Origin of the sequence: Sphingomonas paeninsulae, from assembly GCF_003660165.1 — a bacterium.
Taxonomy (GTDB): Bacteria; Pseudomonadota; Alphaproteobacteria; order Sphingomonadales; family Sphingomonadaceae; genus Sphingomonas_O; species Sphingomonas_O paeninsulae.
Genome location: NZ_CP032829.1, coordinates 355,365 through 371,491, shown reverse-complemented (window position 1 = coordinate 371,491; position 16,127 = coordinate 355,365). Strand labels below are relative to the sequence as shown.

13 protein-coding genes and 3 pseudogenes are annotated in these 16,127 nt (G+C 59.3%); 13 read left to right on the top strand and 3 right to left on the bottom strand.

The genetic code is table 11. The annotated features are described in order from the left end of the window. Positions 1-21: 21 nt before the first annotated feature. Complete coding sequence (locus tag D3Y57_RS07205; protein WP_121152425.1) at positions 22-558, top strand: hypothetical protein; 537 nt, start codon at positions 22-24, stop codon at positions 556-558. Between the two features lie 248 nt (positions 559-806). Then, positions 807-2,597 (top strand): peptide MFS transporter, encoded by a 1,791-nt coding sequence (locus D3Y57_RS07200; RefSeq protein WP_121152424.1) that lies wholly within the window; start codon positions 807-809, stop codon positions 2,595-2,597. On the opposite strand, the pseudogene D3Y57_RS07195 reads toward D3Y57_RS07200, so the two are convergent. After that, positions 2,590-3,842: pseudogene (locus D3Y57_RS07195) on the bottom strand (dicarboxylate/amino acid:cation symporter). The gene D3Y57_RS07200 and the pseudogene D3Y57_RS07195 sit on opposite strands and share 8 nt — an antisense overlap. A gap of 84 nt (positions 3,843-3,926) precedes the next feature. Between D3Y57_RS07195 and glmM the strand changes: the two are divergent. The 6 genes from glmM to folP all read left to right on the top strand — a co-directional run bounded on the left by glmM (position 3,927) and on the right by folP (position 9,531). After that, positions 3,927-5,264, top strand: a complete 1,338-nt coding sequence (gene glmM, locus D3Y57_RS07190) for a phosphoglucosamine mutase (RefSeq protein WP_121152423.1) — start codon at positions 3,927-3,929, stop codon at positions 5,262-5,264. Next, entirely contained in the window at positions 5,264-5,476 is a 213-nt protein-coding gene (locus tag D3Y57_RS07185) for a DUF1272 domain-containing protein (RefSeq protein WP_121152422.1), read from the top strand. The genes glmM and D3Y57_RS07185 overlap by 1 nt, the downstream gene beginning before the upstream one ends. Continuing rightward, positions 5,473-6,582 carry a bifunctional hydroxymethylpyrimidine kinase/phosphomethylpyrimidine kinase gene (gene thiD, locus D3Y57_RS07180; RefSeq protein ID WP_121152421.1) on the top strand — a complete coding sequence of 370 codons (1,110 nt, stop codon included), beginning with the start codon at positions 5,473-5,475 and terminating at the stop codon, positions 6,580-6,582. Before D3Y57_RS07185 ends, thiD begins: the two co-directional genes overlap by 4 nt. After that, positions 6,570-7,211, top strand: coding sequence for a ribonuclease HII (gene rnhB, locus D3Y57_RS07175; protein ID WP_205590095.1), 642 nt, complete (start codon positions 6,570-6,572; stop codon positions 7,209-7,211). The genes thiD and rnhB overlap by 13 nt, the downstream gene beginning before the upstream one ends. 152 nt (positions 7,212-7,363) lie before the next feature. Further along, positions 7,364-8,476: a site-specific DNA-methyltransferase gene (locus D3Y57_RS07170; protein ID WP_277873338.1), complete on the top strand. Its 1,113-nt coding sequence runs from the start codon at positions 7,364-7,366 to the stop codon at positions 8,474-8,476. Further along, a complete protein-coding gene (gene folP / locus D3Y57_RS07165) occupies positions 8,473-9,531 on the top strand; it encodes a dihydropteroate synthase (protein ID WP_239025974.1) in 1,059 nt (352 codons plus the stop codon). Before D3Y57_RS07170 ends, folP begins: the two co-directional genes overlap by 4 nt. Positions 9,532-9,540: 9 nt before the next feature. Here the strand turns inward: folP and D3Y57_RS07160 are convergent. Beyond that, positions 9,541-10,952 (bottom strand): annotated as a pseudogene (locus tag D3Y57_RS07160) (sigma-54-dependent transcriptional regulator). Positions 10,953-11,264: 312 nt separating this feature from the next. Here D3Y57_RS07160 and D3Y57_RS07150 point away from each other — a divergent pair. The 4 genes from D3Y57_RS07150 (at position 11,265) to D3Y57_RS07135 (ending at position 14,712) form a co-directional block, all read left to right on the top strand. Further along, positions 11,265-12,386, top strand: a complete 1,122-nt coding sequence (locus D3Y57_RS07150; protein WP_121152419.1) for an NAD(P) transhydrogenase subunit alpha — start codon at positions 11,265-11,267, stop codon at positions 12,384-12,386. 17 nt (positions 12,387-12,403) lie between these two features. Beyond that, a complete protein-coding gene (locus tag D3Y57_RS07145; protein WP_121152418.1) occupies positions 12,404-12,685 on the top strand; it encodes an NAD(P) transhydrogenase subunit alpha part 2 in 282 nt (93 codons plus the stop codon). After that, positions 12,685-14,097 carry an NAD(P)(+) transhydrogenase (Re/Si-specific) subunit beta gene (locus tag D3Y57_RS07140; RefSeq protein ID WP_121152417.1) on the top strand — a complete coding sequence of 471 codons (1,413 nt, stop codon included), beginning with the start codon at positions 12,685-12,687 and terminating at the stop codon, positions 14,095-14,097. Before D3Y57_RS07145 ends, D3Y57_RS07140 begins: the two co-directional genes overlap by 1 nt. A gap of 351 nt (positions 14,098-14,448) precedes the next feature. After that, complete coding sequence (locus D3Y57_RS07135) at positions 14,449-14,712, top strand: hypothetical protein (protein ID WP_121152416.1); 264 nt, start codon at positions 14,449-14,451, stop codon at positions 14,710-14,712. Between the two features lie 17 nt (positions 14,713-14,729). On the opposite strand, the pseudogene D3Y57_RS20820 reads toward D3Y57_RS07135, so the two are convergent. After that, a pseudogene (locus D3Y57_RS20820) lies at positions 14,730-15,185 on the bottom strand (OmpA family protein); the annotation flags it as partial. Positions 15,186-15,201: 16 nt separating this feature from the next. On the opposite strand from D3Y57_RS20820, the gene D3Y57_RS07125 reads away from it, so the two are divergent. Continuing rightward, positions 15,202-15,930: a hypothetical protein gene (locus tag D3Y57_RS07125; protein WP_430739026.1), complete on the top strand. Its 729-nt coding sequence runs from the start codon at positions 15,202-15,204 to the stop codon at positions 15,928-15,930. The last annotated feature ends 197 nt before the right edge of the window (positions 15,931-16,127 follow it).

The following is a 16,127-nucleotide window of genomic DNA, read 5'->3' as shown; positions in this document are numbered from 1 at the left end:
TTTTGTTGATCGGTCTGTGTCATGGTCAAAATACCTACCATAGGTGGGGGAGATATCGAAGGGGTGGAGCAGCGGACGCAGTTTCTGCACGATCTTGGAATTTTGATCGCACTGTGGGGTAAGGTTGAAATGCATATCGAGTGCGAGATATGGAAAATAACCAAGATGGAGATGCTGCACGCTTCCATTGTTCTTGGAACGCTTCAACATAAAGCGAAAATCAGCATTCTTTATGCCTTGTTGCGCCTCGAAGGTCGAGACGATGCGATCTCTCATCTCAAAACTGCAATGTCATTTGCAAAGCGTAATGCCCTTATGCACGGCACTCTGGCGTCCGAACATGACTTTACAAAATTCAGTTTCTTTACGCGTTCGGTTGATGACCGTTACCGAGTGAAGAGACATGATTATAATGCCGCCACGTTCCACGATCACGTCTGGCAGTTCCGCGAGTTAGCGTCTGCGGCGGTGGACTGCTTAACGGTCACACATGACCAGCTTGAGGAAATATGCACGAGCGGCGCAATTCGAAGGGCTAGGGACTTAACATCTCCATAGCCACCGTCGCGAAGCTCTTCCTGGCTCTCGGTAAGCCAAAGACCCACAGCCTCACGCAACGCGCTTAGCTGTAGGTCCGTGAACTCAATTTCTGCGCCGGCCTGTCCCGACAATCCTGTAGCGTTATCTTGGTGCTTTGTCATGTATATAATCGCCACAATCTTCTTCACACGCGCAATTTCCGCGCTAGTCTTCGCGGCATGATCGGGCGCGATAGACGCCTGTTACGCTTAAGGAATTTGTGCCGCATGGATACCCCAACCGCCGATTCACCGGGCGAACCCGATATCAGCCACGTCAATCCCGCCAGTGGCGAAACATGGTTCGGGCATCCCCGGCAACTGGCGCGGTTGTTCACGACCGAGATGTGGGAACGGTTCGGCTTTTACGGTATGCGAGCGCTGTTGACGCTGTACCTCGCCGACCATTTCCTTTTCAGCGACCAGACGACGACCGGCCTTTATGGCGGGTTCACAGCGCTGGTTTACCTGACGCCGCTGGTCGGCGGGCTGATCGCGGATCGCTACCTCGGCGCGAAAAGGTCGATCAAGTTCGGCGCGCTGGTCATGTCGCTCGGCTATTTCGTGCTTTGTTTCGGCGGACAGACTGCGACCCCTTTCGCGAAGGTCGACGGCCAGCGTTACGAAATCACGGTCAAGGGCTCGGGCGAAACCCGTCATCAGTTCGTCAATATCGACAACCGTTCGTTGCTGATAAAGGGGAATGACGACAAAACGGTTTCGCTTCTTGGCGCCGATGGCAAAGAAGTTCGCCGCGTCGAAGGCAAGGATTTCGAAGCAGGCGGCGACCGTAATCCATTTTATACAGCGTTGATGCTGGTCGCTCTGTCGCTGATCACGGTCGGCAACGGGTTCTTTAAACCGAATATCTCAACCATCGTCGGTTCGCTTTATGCACAGGGCGACCGGCGCCGCGATGCGGGTTTCACGATATTCTACATGGGCATCAACCTCGGCTCGCTGTTTTCGCAACTGCTATGTCCGTTTCTTGCGGTTGCTGTCGGCTGGTGGGCAGGCTTTTTGCTGGCAGCGATCGGAATGCTGTTTTCGTATAGTTTGATCCAGTTCGATGGCGGCAAGCTGAAGGGTTATGGCGAGCCGCCCGTCTCCACCGGTCCGGACCGGTCCAAGCTCATCTACATCGGTGCATTGCTCGCGATTCCCGTGATCTGGTTTCTGTTCACGAACCTGATGAATGCGCCACACGCGGGGTCGGGATCGGGTATCGTCGGTTATCTTCTCGCATTGCCGATCATGGCAAAGGCATTGTTCTTTACCTTTATCATTGCAGTCATCGGCATCCCGATCTGGTCGTCGCGCGTGGGTTCGCGACAGGAGTTTCAGATGATGCTGGCGGCGATCGTGCTGATCGTCTTCAACGTCACTTTCTGGACGCTGTTCGAACAGGCAGGGTCTTCGCTGACCCTGTTCGCCGATCGCAATACCGACCTGTCGATCTTTGGCTGGTTCAGCATTTCGGCGGGACAGACGCAGTTTTTCAACGCGTTCTTCATCGTGGCGCTTGCCCCGGTGTTCAGTGTCCTGTGGACGGCTATGGCGCGGCGTGGGATCGAACCGACCATTCCGGTCAAGTTCGGAATCGCACTGATCGGTGTTGGCCTCGGTTTTCTGTTCCTCGTATGGGGAACGCAGTTTGTCGGCCCCGATTACAAGGTCGGCATCTGGTGGCTCGCCGGACTTTACCTGATCCATTCGATCGCCGAACTCTGCATCTCACCGGTTGGCCTCAGCATGATCACCAAGCTGTCGATTGCGCGTGTCGTCGGCATGATGATGGGGGTCTGGTTCCTGTCGATCTCTGTTGCCCAGTATTTCGCCGGAATGGTCGCGCAGGTTGCCAGCGTCGAAACCGTTGGCGGTCAGGTGACCAATGCGAAGGTCAGCCTGGATACCTATGCGGGAACGTTCTGGACGATCGGCCTTTTCGCGGCGGGTATCGGCGTGTTCCTGCTGATCGTCTCACCGCTCATCAGGAAGTGGATGCACGGGGTTAAATAGCGGGAGCCGGGTTCTCAACTATCGTTCCCGATTGTCGCGCGATGGAAATGGTTGCGGCCACGTCCATCGTGACATTGCCCAGCGTCCGGAAAATATCGGGCACCGTTTCGACCGCGACCAAAAGTGCGAGCGGTTCGAGCGGGACGCCCATCACGAGCGCTACCGGCGCGACGGACGAGAAATAGGTGATCGTGCCGGGCAGGCTGACCGAACCCATCGTCGTGACCGCGGCCGTCGCAACGCCCGCGAACAGGACGGTGGGGTCAGCGCAATGCCGTACCAGTGCGCAATATACAGCGCGACGGCGAGGTTCATTGCGGGACTGGTCGCGCGGAATAGCGCCACCGCCAGCGGCAGGACGACCCCTGCCGTCGCCTGAGGCGCGCCAAGATTTTCCGTGGCGCGCAACATTTCGGGCAACGACGCGAGCGAGGACTGGGTGCTGATCGCAACGGCCTGAGCCGGGGCGACCGTGCGGGCAAATGTCATCAGGGGAACACGTCCGGCGATCCGCGCGACGCCATAGCCGCTCAGTCCGACCAAAATCCCCATGCTCGACACGCAAACGACATAATGGGCGAGCGCGCCGAACGCGGCTGCGCCCGACCGGGCACCGACTGCAAACGCCAGTGCGAACACCCCAATGGGTGCAAACCGCAAGACCCAGCCGATGATGATCAACATCGTATCGGCAAGCGCACTGAAAAACCCCGTCATCCTGTCACGCGGTCCGGGCGGCAATTGGGTGACGGCGAACGCAAAAAAGGTTGCGAACACCACCAGCGGCAGGATCGCATTGTCGGCGGCTGCGGAAATGGGGTTGGATGGAATGATCGATCGCACGAAATCGCCGAGTGTCGGCACTGGGCCGGTCGGCGCGGCCTGGCTCAATGCTGCCTTCAGTGCGCTCGCCGATTCTGCGGGCATCGGCCACAAATCGAGTAGTATCGGAAAGATCAGTGCCGATACGATCGTCGTCGCCCATAACACCGCGACGAACCAGATCATCGCGCGTCCCGCCAGTCGCCCTGCGCGCGCGGCCTCTGCGGTCTGCCCGATCCCCGTAACCAGCAGAGCCACCACAAGGGGAATAATCGTCATGCGCAAACCGTTCAGCCACAGCGTCCCGACAGGATCGGCGATCGATGCCGCCGTCTTTGCCATTTCTGGTGAAAATGCCACTGCGGCGATCCCGAGGATCAGCCCTACGATGAGCGCGGAAAGAATACGTGTTGCGTTCGACATCACACCGTCTTGCCTTCTATGACAATCAGGCGAAAGCAGTAATTCCAACGGGTAATTCGGTCGATAAGAAGAGGAAGCCTCAGAGTGACGCGTAAATTTTTCGGCACCGACGGAATTCGCGGACGTACCAACGTTGCGCCAATGACGGCAGAAATCGCGATGAAAGTGGGGCAGGCAGCAGGCAGCTATTTCCTGCGGGGCAGCCACCGTCATCGTGTCGTTATCGGCAAGGACACGCGTTTGTCGGGTTACATGATGGAATCGGCGCTCGTTGCCGGATTCACCAGCGTTGGCATGGATGTCATCCAGTTCGGGCCGATCCCGACGCCCGCCGTCGCTCTGCTTACCCAGTCGATGCGCGCCGATCTTGGCGTGATGATCTCAGCCAGCCACAACCCTTATGAAGATAACGGGATAAAGCTGTTCGGTCCCGACGGCTACAAACTGTCCGACGAAGCCGAAGCGGAAATCGAACGGCTGCTCGATGTTCCGACTGCGCTCGCACCTTCGCGCGATATCGGTCGCGCCCGCCGGGTGGAGGATGCGCGCGGTCGTTACATTCATGCTGCGAAATCCACTTTTCCCGAGGATCTTCGACTCGACGGGCTGAAAGTCGTGATCGATTGCGCAAACGGTGCCGCTTATCAGGTCGCTCCGATGGCTCTTTGGGAGCTTGGCGCAGAACTCATCCAGATCGGCGTGACGCCGGACGGCCGCAATATCAACGACGGCTGCGGATCGACTGCACCGGCACTGTTGCAGGAAACCGTCGTCGCCAGTGGAGCGCACATCGGTATTGCCCTCGACGGAGACGCCGACCGCCTGATCGTGGTCGATGAAACCGGCCAGATCGTCGACGGCGACCAGTTGATGGCGCTGATCGGAACGAGCTGGGCACGCCACGGCTTGCTACGGGGAAATGGTATCGTCGCCACGGTGATGTCCAACCTCGGCCTTGAACGATATCTACAGGGGCAGGGGCTGACTCTTGAACGGACAAGCGTTGGCGACCGTTATGTCCTTGAAAAAATGCGCAAGTCCGGGTTCAACGTCGGCGGCGAACAGTCGGGGCACATCATCCTGTCCGACTATGCGACGACGGGCGACGGCCTGATCGCGGCGCTTCAGGTGCTGGCCGAATTGGTCAAGACGGGCAAGCCAGCCAGCGAATTGCTCCGGCTTTTCGATCCCGTGCCGCAACTTTTGAAGAACGTGCGCTTTTCGGGGGGCAAGCCTCTCGAAGATAAAAACGTCAAAGCAGCTATCGCCGAAGCCGAAGCCGAACTGGTGGGCAAAGGGCGGCTCGTCATTCGTCCATCCGGCACTGAACCCTTGATCCGGGTCATGGCGGAGGGCGACGACAGCGCTCAGGTCACGCGACTGGTCGATATGATCTGCGAGACGGTGAAGGCCGCAGGATAATGCTGGAAATGCGTCCCGATTGCGAATCTTGCGGGCGTGATTTGCTGCCTGATGCCGGCGCATTGATCTGTTCTTTCGAATGCACATGGTGTCCTGATTGCGCAGGGTCGCAATGTCGCAATTGCGGTGGCGCTCTGGCACCCCGACCTACCCGTGCCGCCGACCTGCTTGCCAAAAACCCCGCATCGACGGAACGGAAGTTCCGGGGATGACGGCGCGCGTCCTTATCATTGCCGGGTCGGATAGCGGCGGCGGCGCTGGGATACAGGCCGATATCAAGACTGTGACGATGCTTGGCGGTCATGCGATGACGGCGATTGCGGCGATCACGGCCCAGAACACCACCGGGGTTCAGGCGGTTCACCCGGTGCCGACCGACATGGTCATCGCACAAATCAAAAGCTGTTTAAACGACATTGGCGCGGACGCGATAAAGATTGGCATGATCGGATCGGCGGCAACGGTAGAAGCGGTGGCAGACACTCTTGCGCCACTGTCGATCCCAATCGTCTTCGACCCGGTAATGGTGTCGACCAGTGGCAGTCGGTTGGCCGATGCCGCGACCATAGCGGCGTTCGACAGGCTCATCGCGATGGCATCGGTGGTCACTCCGAATCTGCCTGAATTAGAGGCGCTTGGCGGCGAAGATCGATTGGTCGCTCTCGGCGGGACGGTGTTGGTCAAGGGCGGGCATGCCAATGGCGACGAAGTTACCGATCGACTGATCGACGCCAACGGCACCCGCGCAATATGGTCGGCGCCGCGCATTGATACGACCAGCACGCATGGGACCGGCTGCACGCTTGCCAGCGCCATCGCGACGTCGCTTGCACAAGGGGCCAGTCTTGAAAGCGCAGTCGCCGATGCCCGGCTTTTCGTGCGCCTCTCGCTTCTCAATGCGCCCGGTCTCGGTTCAGGTCACGGTCCGATGGGACAACAACGGGTCGTCCTGGATGTTGCCCCCGAAATGCGCCTGAACCAGATAACGCTCGGCGCGACCGATCACGAAGCTTCGCGTGGCTTTTATCAAACGCTTGGCTTGAAACTGATCGTGGATTCGGCTCCCGACTATGCCCGCTTCGAAGCTCCCGGTGGCGTTACGCTTTCGATCCATCGCGGTAGTGCCGGTACCTATTTCGAATGCAATAATCTGGACGTCGAGGTTGCAAGGCTGCAACAGGCGGGCGTGATATTCCACATACTGCCGACCGAACAGCCGTGGCTCTGGCGCGAAGCCTGGACCCGCGATCCTGCGGGCAACGCCATCTGCCTTTACACAGCGGGCGAAAGTCGGAGGTTTCCACCATGGCGCGTGTGATCCGCCCCTCCATGCGGCACGAAAAAATCTGCCTGTCACCCGTCGCCGGAGTCGATGAGGCAGGCAGGGGGCCGCTCGCCGGTCCCGTTGTCGCCGCAGCCGTTATCCTACCTGCAAGGGGCATCCCGCGCGGTATCAATGACTCCAAGAAACTGTCTGCACCCGAACGCGCCCGGCTGCATGACCGGTTGCAATTATGCGCAATCGTCGGTGTCGGGATCGTCGAGGCTGACGAGATCGATACGCTCAACATCTATTGGGCAACGATGAAGGCGATGACGTTGGCCGTCTCCGCACTCGATTGCGTCCCGGCTCACGTTCTTGTCGACGGCAACCGCTTGCCGAAATGGGATCACGCCGCGACCGCGATCGTTGGTGGCGACGCACTTAGCCTTTCGATCGCGGCCGCGTCGATTATCGCAAAACACGTCCGCGACACCATCATGCTTTCCCATGCCGAGCAATGGCCGCACTATGGCTGGGCGTCGAACAAAGGCTATGGTTCGCCCATCCATCTGGCCGCATTGCGCGAACACGGACCCTGTCCGCTCCATCGCCGTAGCTTTGCACCCGTCCGCGACCACGATTTGCGACGAACTGAGTCTTTGATGTCACACGCCATCAGTTGAGTCGGTCGGCAGGCGGCCCCACCAGATGTCGTGGCAGACTCGTTTCGTTCTCGCGCCGTCAAACCCCCACTTCGCCAGCGATTATTAACTGCGACCTTGACCCGCGACTCGGAGGGACTCACACAGGGGCCAGATTTAACGGGGGCGTTTTGGTGGGATTGTTACAGAAATTAAAGCCGGTTGCGCCGATCCGCGAACTGCCGCTCGATCAGATCATCATGGATGACTGCATCGCGGCAATGGCTTCGTTACCGGATGCTTGCGTGGACATGGTGTTCGCCGATCCGCCGTATAACCTCCAGCTTGGCGGTGACCTGTTCCGTCCAGAGGGCGGTCGCGTCGATGCCGTCGACAACGACTGGGACAAATTCGATACGTTTGCGGCCTATGACGCCTTCACCAGCGCGTGGCTGGCCGAAGCACGCCGCATCCTGAAGCCCAGCGGCACGCTTTGGGTTATCGGCAGCTACCACAACATCTTTCGCGTCGGCTCGCGCCTTCAGGATCAGGGTTTCTGGATTCTGAACGACATTGTCTGGCGCAAAGCCAATCCGATGCCGAACTTCAAGGGCACCCGTTTCACCAATGCCCATGAAACGCTGATCTGGGCTGCGAAGGGAGAGGGCGCGCGTTACACTTTTAACTACCGCGCGATGAAGAGCCTGAACGACGAACTGCAAATGCGCTCGGACTGGAGCTTCCCGATCTGCGGTGGTCAGGAACGGCTGAAACGTGGCGGTACGAAGGCGCATCCCACGCAAAAGCCAGAGGCACTGCTTTACCGGATTATGCTGGCTTCGACGAACCCCGGCGATATCGTTCTCGATCCGTTTTTCGGCACGGGAACCACAGGGGCGGTAGCGCGCCGCCTCAACCGTCGCTGGATCGGCATCGAACGCGACGCGACCTATTGCGACGTCGCCCGCGAACGCATCGAAGCCGCGTTGCCGCTCGATGAATCGGCGATCACGACCATGCAGTCGCCGAAGTCACAACCGCGCGTTGCGTTCGGAACTCTGGTCGAAACCGGCGCAATCAAGCCCGGAACGCAGGTTTTCGATACAAAACGCCGCTGGATCGCGACCGTTCGTGCCGATGGCTCGCTCTCTCATGCCGAAGCGCTCGGTTCGATCCACAAACTCGGTGCCCAGCTTCAGGGCGCACCGTCATGTAATGGCTGGACTTTCTGGCACTACGATGCCGGCGGCACCGCGAAACCGATCGACACCCTCCGCCAAACCTACATCCTCGCAACAGAACCGTGACTCGCACTTACCTCCGACCGACAGCATTCGTCGACACTCCAGTCAATTTCGACGGTCAGGTCGCGCGCCTTGCTGGCGGGATGATGTTTTTCGCGGCCTATGAAATCATTACCATAGCCGAGGGCAAACGCTCCTCGCGGCTCGTTCCGATCGACCGGTTCGAGCCGACAGAAGATCAAGCCGCCATCCACACGCGTATCACCGCTCCTCGTGCGCCCCTTGCGATGGGGGAGCGCACGATCCGCCTCGACCAGCCGCAGGTCATGGGCATCCTAAACATGACACCTGACAGTTTCTCGGATGGCGGCAAATACAGCACTGACCCCGCGCGAGCTGCTGCAATCGGCATCGACATGGCCGCCGCCGGAGCAGCAATCATCGATGTCGGCGGTGAATCGACCCGGCCCAGCGCCGCTCCGGTCTGGGAGGGTGACGAGATCGTCCGCACCCAACCCGTTATCGAACGCCTGACCCGTAGCGGTGCGGCGGTTTCTATCGACACCCGCAAAGCCAGCGTTATGGACGCCGCCCTTTCTGCTGGCGCGACGATGGTCAACGACGTCTCCGCGCTGATGTTCGATACGCAGGCCCTTGCGTTGATGGCTCGAGCTACCTGTCCGGTGGTCTTGATGCACTCGCCGGACGCGGCGAAAACGCTTCATGACGGCCCGGCACAAGCCGACCCGCTGATTGAAACTTACGACTGGCTGTCAGATCGCATTAAGGCGGTGGTGGCTGTCGGAATCGACCGTGCGCGGATCATTGTCGATCCTGGCATTGGTTTCGGCAAATCAGTGGCGGCCAATCTTGCTATCATCAACGGCCTGTCGTTGTTCCACGGCCTTGGTTGCCCGCTCCTGCTCGGGGCGAGTCGCAAACGCTTCATCGGGGCGCTGTCGAACGAGGCGTCGGTCGAACACCGTCTTGGCGGTTCGGTCGCAGTTGTGCTGGAAGGGGCGAAGCAGGGCGTCCAGCTGCTCCGGGTCCACGATGTGCCGGAGACGGTACAGGCGTTGAAAGTCTGGCGCGGATTGCGCGATCAGGCGCTGAGCTAATCGCTAAAGCTAAGCTGCGTCGGAAATTCCGAGTTCGGCCAACTTGCGATAAAGCGTCGAACGTCCGATCCCGAGCCGCCGCGCAACCTCTGTCATGCGACCGCGGTAATGACCGATCGCCAATCTGATCACATCAGCTTCGATCGCGTCGAGTGTGCGCAAATTACCGTCGGGCTGAAATAAAGTAACCCCCGCTGCCTGACCCTCGCTGTCATGTCCGCGCGGGCGTCCGGTGACCAATTGCCCCGCGATGTGCGGGAAGTCTGCCGCCGTAAGAGCATCGCCGTCGCAAAGGACCGCGGCACGGAACAATGCATTCTGCAACTGTCGCACATTGCCCGGCCAGACATAGCCACTGAGCAGCGCCATCGCTTCTTCGGTAATGCCAAGACCGCGCAAGCCGGGTTGTCGTGCAATCCGCGCCATCATATGCCGCGCCAGTGCCGGGACATCTCCCGCCCTTTCACGCAGCGGTGGTATGGCAACCTGAACCACGGCCAGCCGATAATACAGGTCTTCGCGGAAACGACCGCCCGCAACTTCGTCGATCAGCGACCGATTTGATGCCACGATCACGCGCACGTCGACTTCGCGGGCTCGACCACCGATCGGCAGCACTTCGCCTGACTGAAGCACGCGCAGCAGTTTGATCTGTGCTTCCAACGGCATCTCGCCGACTTCATCGAGAAACAAAGTGCCACCATCGGCGTCGATAAATTTGCCAACCTGTTGCTGGAACGCGCCCGCAAACGCGCCTTTTTCGTGGCCGAATAATTCGCTTTCGATCAGATTGGACGCCATTGTTCCACAATTGATGGTGACCAACGGCCTTTTGGCGCGGGGTGATGCCGCATGGATTGCTTCGACCACGACAGCCTTGCCGACGCCGCTTTCGCCCTCGATCAGCAGTGACACCCGCGCTCGCGCAGCTTTGGCAGCAATAGCAAGCGCGGACCGAAATTTCGGCGCTGACCCAACGATCTCGTCGAAACCCAGCGGTGCCGACATCTTTTCAGTCAGCGGGCGCAATTCGCCGCCACCAGAGCCATTTTCCACCGCGGCGACCAGCGCCGCCAGAAGCCGCTCGGGCGCAATCGGCTTTACCAGAAAATCGGAAGCCCCGCGCGCATTGCCGAAACGGCAATGTCGACCGATTCGTTTGCCGTCAGCATCAAGATCGGCAGAGCAGGGCGGCGGGCGCGTAATTCTGCGATCAGTGCGCCGACGTCTTCGCCGGGCCGGTCAATAAGGATAGCGTCGAGCATCATGCCGTCGCGCGTGCCGAGCATTGCAATGGCGATTTCAGGATCGCCAGCCACAATCGATCGCCATCCGGCACGGGCCGCCAGCGCCGACACAAGCCGGACCTGCGCGGGCTCGTCATCGACCAGCATGACCATGCGGGTGCCGTTAGGTGCCATTATCCCCATATTCCCTGTGTCGTTCCATCCCATCGTTTATCACCCGGTAGTAAAGTTCAGCTTAACCTGCCCCATCATCCCGGTTGTGCGGTGTTCATATCAAGGACTTGAGGCTGGCCCCGTCCCCCGTTATGGCTCGCAACGATTGTCATTAGATACGGGGTTTTGCGACATGGCGGATGCAGTCGAAAATAATAATGATCTACCGGCGCACGTTGATTCGTACGGGCGCTTTATTACGTGGTTCAAAAATGGGGCCATTGCTGTTGCGTTTATCGTTGCCGTCGTAGTCACGATCATTGTCGTTACTCGGTGAAAATTGCTGTCCTGAAGGAAACTACCGAGGGGGAACGTCGCGTTTCGGCTTCTGCTGAAACGGTCAAGAAGTTCATCGGTTTGGGCGCAATAGTTGCTGTTGAGAGTGGCGCGGGGGCAACTGCATCGGTTTCGGACCAGGCTTTTGCCGATGCCGGGGCCATTATCGGAGACCGTTCGGCTGTTTTGGCAGATGCCGACATATTGCTGGGCGTGGCAGGGCCGACGCCAGCGAGCCTTGTCGGCGTGAAGCCGGGCGCCTGGCTTGTTGCCGGTCTCAATCCCTTCGCCGAACGCGCCCGTGTGGACGAATATGCCGCATTGGGTGTCGAGGCGCTGGCGATGGAGTTCATGCCGCGAATCACCCGCGCGCAGTCGATGGACATATTGTCGTCACAGTCGAACCTGTCGGGTTATAAATCCGTCCTTGATGCCGCGTCGGAATATGGCAAAGCATTTCCGATGATGATGACCGCCGCCGGAACAGTATCTGCGGCACGTGTTTTTGTCATGGGTGTCGGTGTCGCGGGACTTCAAGCCATTGCAACCGCCCGTCGTCTCGGCGCTCAGGTTTCCGCGACCGACGTTCGTTCTGCGGTTAAGGAACAGATCGAATCGCTCGGTGCCAAGGCGATCTTCGTTGAAGACGTAAAGGGTATCGAGGGCGAAGGTTCAGGCGGCTATGCCACTGAAATGTCCGACGAGTATAAGGCTGCTCAAGCTGCTCTGGTATCGTCGCATATTGCCAAGCAGGACATTGTCATCACGACGGCACTGATCCCCGGACGTCCGGCCCCACGCCTGATTTCCGATGCTCAGATTGCCAGCATGAAACCGGGCAGCGTGATCGTAGATCTCGCGGTCGAGGCGGGCGGCAACGTCGAAGGCGCAGTCGCAGGACAGGTAGTTGAGGTTCATGGCGTAAAAATCGTCGGCCACCGCAACGTCCCCTCGCGTCTCGCAACAGATGCCAGCGCATTGTTCAGTCGCAATCTGTTTAACTTCCTCAGCGCCTTTTGGGACAAGGAAGCGGGCAAGCCTGTGCTCGACGAAGAAATCGGCAACGCAATCCGGCTTACGCAGGGTGGCAAAGTCGTCAGCGAGCGGTTGCTCAGCTAAACCGGACGGGAATAACAATGGACTTTATTAGCATCCTATCCATCTTCGTGATGGCTTGTTTCGTTGGCTATTACGTCGTCTGGTCGGTCACACCCGCGCTGCATACGCCGCTCATGGCGGTAACCAACGCGATTTCGTCGGTCATCATTGTCGGCGCGCTTATCGCGTCCGCAGCTCCGGGCAGCGACACGTCGAAATATCTCGGCCTGCTCGCCGTTGTGCTTGCCAGCGTCAACATTTTCGGGGGGTTCGCCGTCACCGCGCGAATGCTCGCCATGTATAAGAAGAAGGAACGGTAATGGAACACGCCGTTCAAAACCCGCTGGTGGGCCTTGCCTACCTGATCGCGGGAGTATGCTTCATTTTGGCGCTGCGCGGTCTGTCGTCGCCCGCCACCAGCCAACGCGGCAATCGCTATGGCATGGTCGGCATGGTGATCGCCGTCGGCACGACATTGCTTGTCCACCACACTGCAAACCTGCCCGAAATTCTGGTCGCCATCGCCATCGGTGCGGCCATTGGTCTCGTCACCGCGCGCAAGATCGCGATGACGGACATGCCGCAGCTTGTGGCCGCGTTTCACTCTCTCGTCGGTATGGCAGCCGTGCTTGTTGCTGCTGCTGCCTTCCTGAACCCGGCAGCGTTCGGCATTCTCGACGCCAGCGGCACCATCGAACCCGTCAGTCGCATCGAAATGGGCCTTGGCGTCGCGATCGGTGCGATCACGTTCAGCGGTTCGGTCATCGCGTTCCTGAAACTCAACGGTAACATGGGCGGTAAACCGATCATGTTGCCCGGTCGCCATGTCATTAACCTTGGGCTGCTCGCCGGGATCATCGGTCTTGTTGCTTACTTTACGACCGATCAGGCACCTTGGGTGTTCTTCACGATCACGGCGCTTGCGTTCGTGATCGGCTTCCTGCTCATCGTGCCCATCGGCGGTGCAGATATGCCGGTCGTCGTGTCGATGCTGAACAGCTATTCGGGCTGGGCGGCGGCGGCGATGGGCTTCACGCTCCACAACACCGCAATGATCATCACCGGCGCGCTCGTCGGTTCGTCGGGTGCGATCCTGTCGTACATCATGTGCAAGGCGATGAACCGCAGTTTCATCAGCGTCATCGCAGGCGGCTTCGGCGCGGCTGCTGGCCCCACGGGCGGCGAGGCAAAGTCCGACCGTCCGTGGAAGCGCGGCTCGGCCGAAGATGCTGCTTATATGATGGCTCAGGCTGATCAGGTTATCATCGTCCCCGGTTACGGCATGGCCGTCGCACAGGCACAGCACGTCTTGCGCGAAATGGGCGATCTGCTGAAGAAACAGGGCGTGAAGGTGAAGTACGCCATCCACCCGGTCGCCGGCCGTATGCCCGGCCACATGAACGTCCTGCTTGCCGAAGCCAATGTGCCGTATGACGATGTGTTCGAACTGGAGGACATCAACAGCGAGTTCGCCCAGACTGACGTCGCCTTCATCATCGGCGCGAACGACGTCGTGAACCCGGCGGCAAAGACCGACAAGGGATCGCCGATTTACGGCATGCCCGTGTTCGATGTCGGCAAGGCAAAGACGATCTTCTTCATCAAGCGCAGCATGGGCGGCGTAGGTTATGCCGGTGTCGATAACGATGTGTTCTATATGGACCAGACCATGATGTTGCTCGCCGATGCCAAGAAGATGGTCGAGGATATCAATAAGGCACTGGCGCACTAGTAGGGTCGTGTACGGCTGTAGCGTGGCTACAGCCGTACACGATCGGTCGGCGCGACAGTAGCCGTGTTCGACGAAGCTGCTTTGCCGTGGCGCTCCGCTGGACTTTTGGATCGACAGGTTTCACTCTGATTTCAGGCGGTTATGCCGTAGATCTCGGGGGAGAATATTCAGTTCGATCATCGGAGGCGGTTTTCGGTTAGTCCGTACGCAGCCGCGTATCTCTGATCGCGTTCACCGTTGTCCGGCACAAGATCGTGGTCGGGGAGGCATGGTGGGCAACCAAGGGGCATTTCTGGACACTGTTCGGTGCATATTTCCTGCTCGGTCTGGCATTCTTGATTGCGACCATCCTTGATTGCGACCATCGCCATAGTCGCCACAACCAGCCCACAGTTGCTGGCCGCATATGCCACTGCAAATCCCGAAGCCATTAACGTCGCCGTGCAGCAGCTAACTCGCCAGTCAGCGGGTTTATCTGTCGGCTTGATCGTGGGAATGGTGGTTGGTGCATTATTTGGTGTCGCTATAATTACGGTTAATTTCGGCGCAATCGCCACAGCGGCGCTAGAACTCGGCGCTCTGGTCGATGATGATGAAATGGGGGCAGCGGGGTGAAATCGTTATTCCCCCATCCACCCCAGCGTAATCGACATGCGTCTGTTGCGCGGGTCCAGCCGGTCACCGGGCACATAGGGTTCCCGGTCGGCCACTCCTTCGATCCTTGCGAACCTTGGGCTAGTCACCCCGGCAATGAGCAAAGCCTGCCGCGTCGCTTCTGCCCGCGCCGTGGAAAGCAGCCAGTTGTTCATTGGCCCCATTGCCGCATAGGGCAGCGCGTCGGTATGCCCCCGCACGATCAGGTCGTTGGGTACATCCGCCGCGACCTTCGCCACCTCCGCAATCAGATCGCGAGCATCGGGTGACAGGCGGTCAGTTGCCGTTGCAAACATCGAAAAGTCGGCTTCATCGACAATATCGATCCGCAACCCCTCACGCGTTTCCGTAAACCGGATGTTCTTCACTAGTCGTTTCAGCCCAGGCTTGCTGTCGATCCGTACCTGAAGCGCGCGTTTAAGATCCTCGAAACGCTAACGATCGAGCACTTTGGGATCGCCGCCTGCCGGGACGATCCAGATGGTGCCGTCGGCGTTGATGCTGACGCGGTCGGCGGCGGGGATCGTGATCGGTCCGCCGTCGCCCAGGACGGGATGTCCGTCGCGGGTGGCGCGGCCCGTGACCCTGTTGTGTAGTCCGACAAATATCGACCGTGCTGTTGCGCTGGCGTCGGGATCGGACATCGCGCCGGGGTTGAACGCCGACAATGACGACAATGACCGTTTGCAGAAACTGGCTGACGAGGTGGCGCGGATTGCTTCAACTTTGGCCGAACTTGCGGGCAGTCCGCTCAGCAGTGGGGGCGATGCGTTTAGTGACGGCCTGATCGGATATCGTGCCGCGCCGATACCCATTTCGACAAGAACCGTGACGGTGAACGGGGCCGACGTGCGAAAGATGATCCGGATGCGGAGACTGCGCGATCGTTTTCTGTCGGCCGATCTGTTCGGCGAGGCCGCGTGGGACATTCTGCTCGACCTGATGGCCGCGCGGATCGAGGGGACGCAGGTGGCGGTATCCAGCCTGTGCATCGCCGCCGCAGTTCTGCCGACGACGGCCCTGCGCGCAATTCGCGGTATGACGGAACGGGGGCTGTTCCTGCGTGTGTCGGATGCTCACGACAAACGACGGATTTTCATCCAGTTGAGCGACGCCACGGCAGACGCAATGCGCGGCTACCTCTCGGCAGTAAAACAACAGGGTGCTGTTTTCGCCTGATATCGAGAAGCGAATGAAGATGCGGATCAGGACGGGAAAACTTGGTTTCCGGTTCTGATGGTGGGCGCTGACGGGCTCGAACCGCCGACCCTCTCGGTGTAAACGACCGCTACCCGCGCCAATCAGCCGTTTTTTGAGCAGCGCCAGAGGGGATTTTCCCACCTTCCCCTCTGGCGAGGCATTTTCCGGGTGGTTCA

Coding starts and splice junctions, on each gene's coding strand:
- D3Y57_RS07145 (WP_121152418.1), top strand. CDS start 12,404: ATGGACTTTATTAGCATCCTATCCATCTTCGTGATGGCTTGTTTCGTT.
- D3Y57_RS07200 (WP_121152424.1), top strand. CDS start 807: ATGGATACCCCAACCGCCGATTCACCGGGCGAACCCGATATCAGCCAC.
- thiD (WP_121152421.1), top strand. CDS start 5,473: ATGACGGCGCGCGTCCTTATCATTGCCGGGTCGGATAGCGGCGGCGGC.
- rnhB (WP_205590095.1), top strand. CDS start 6,570: ATGGCGCGTGTGATCCGCCCCTCCATGCGGCACGAAAAAATCTGCCTG.
- D3Y57_RS07185 (WP_121152422.1), top strand. CDS start 5,264: ATGCTGGAAATGCGTCCCGATTGCGAATCTTGCGGGCGTGATTTGCTG.
- D3Y57_RS07140 (WP_121152417.1), top strand. CDS start 12,685: ATGGAACACGCCGTTCAAAACCCGCTGGTGGGCCTTGCCTACCTGATC.
- D3Y57_RS07205 (WP_121152425.1), top strand. CDS start 22: ATGGTCAAAATACCTACCATAGGTGGGGGAGATATCGAAGGGGTGGAG.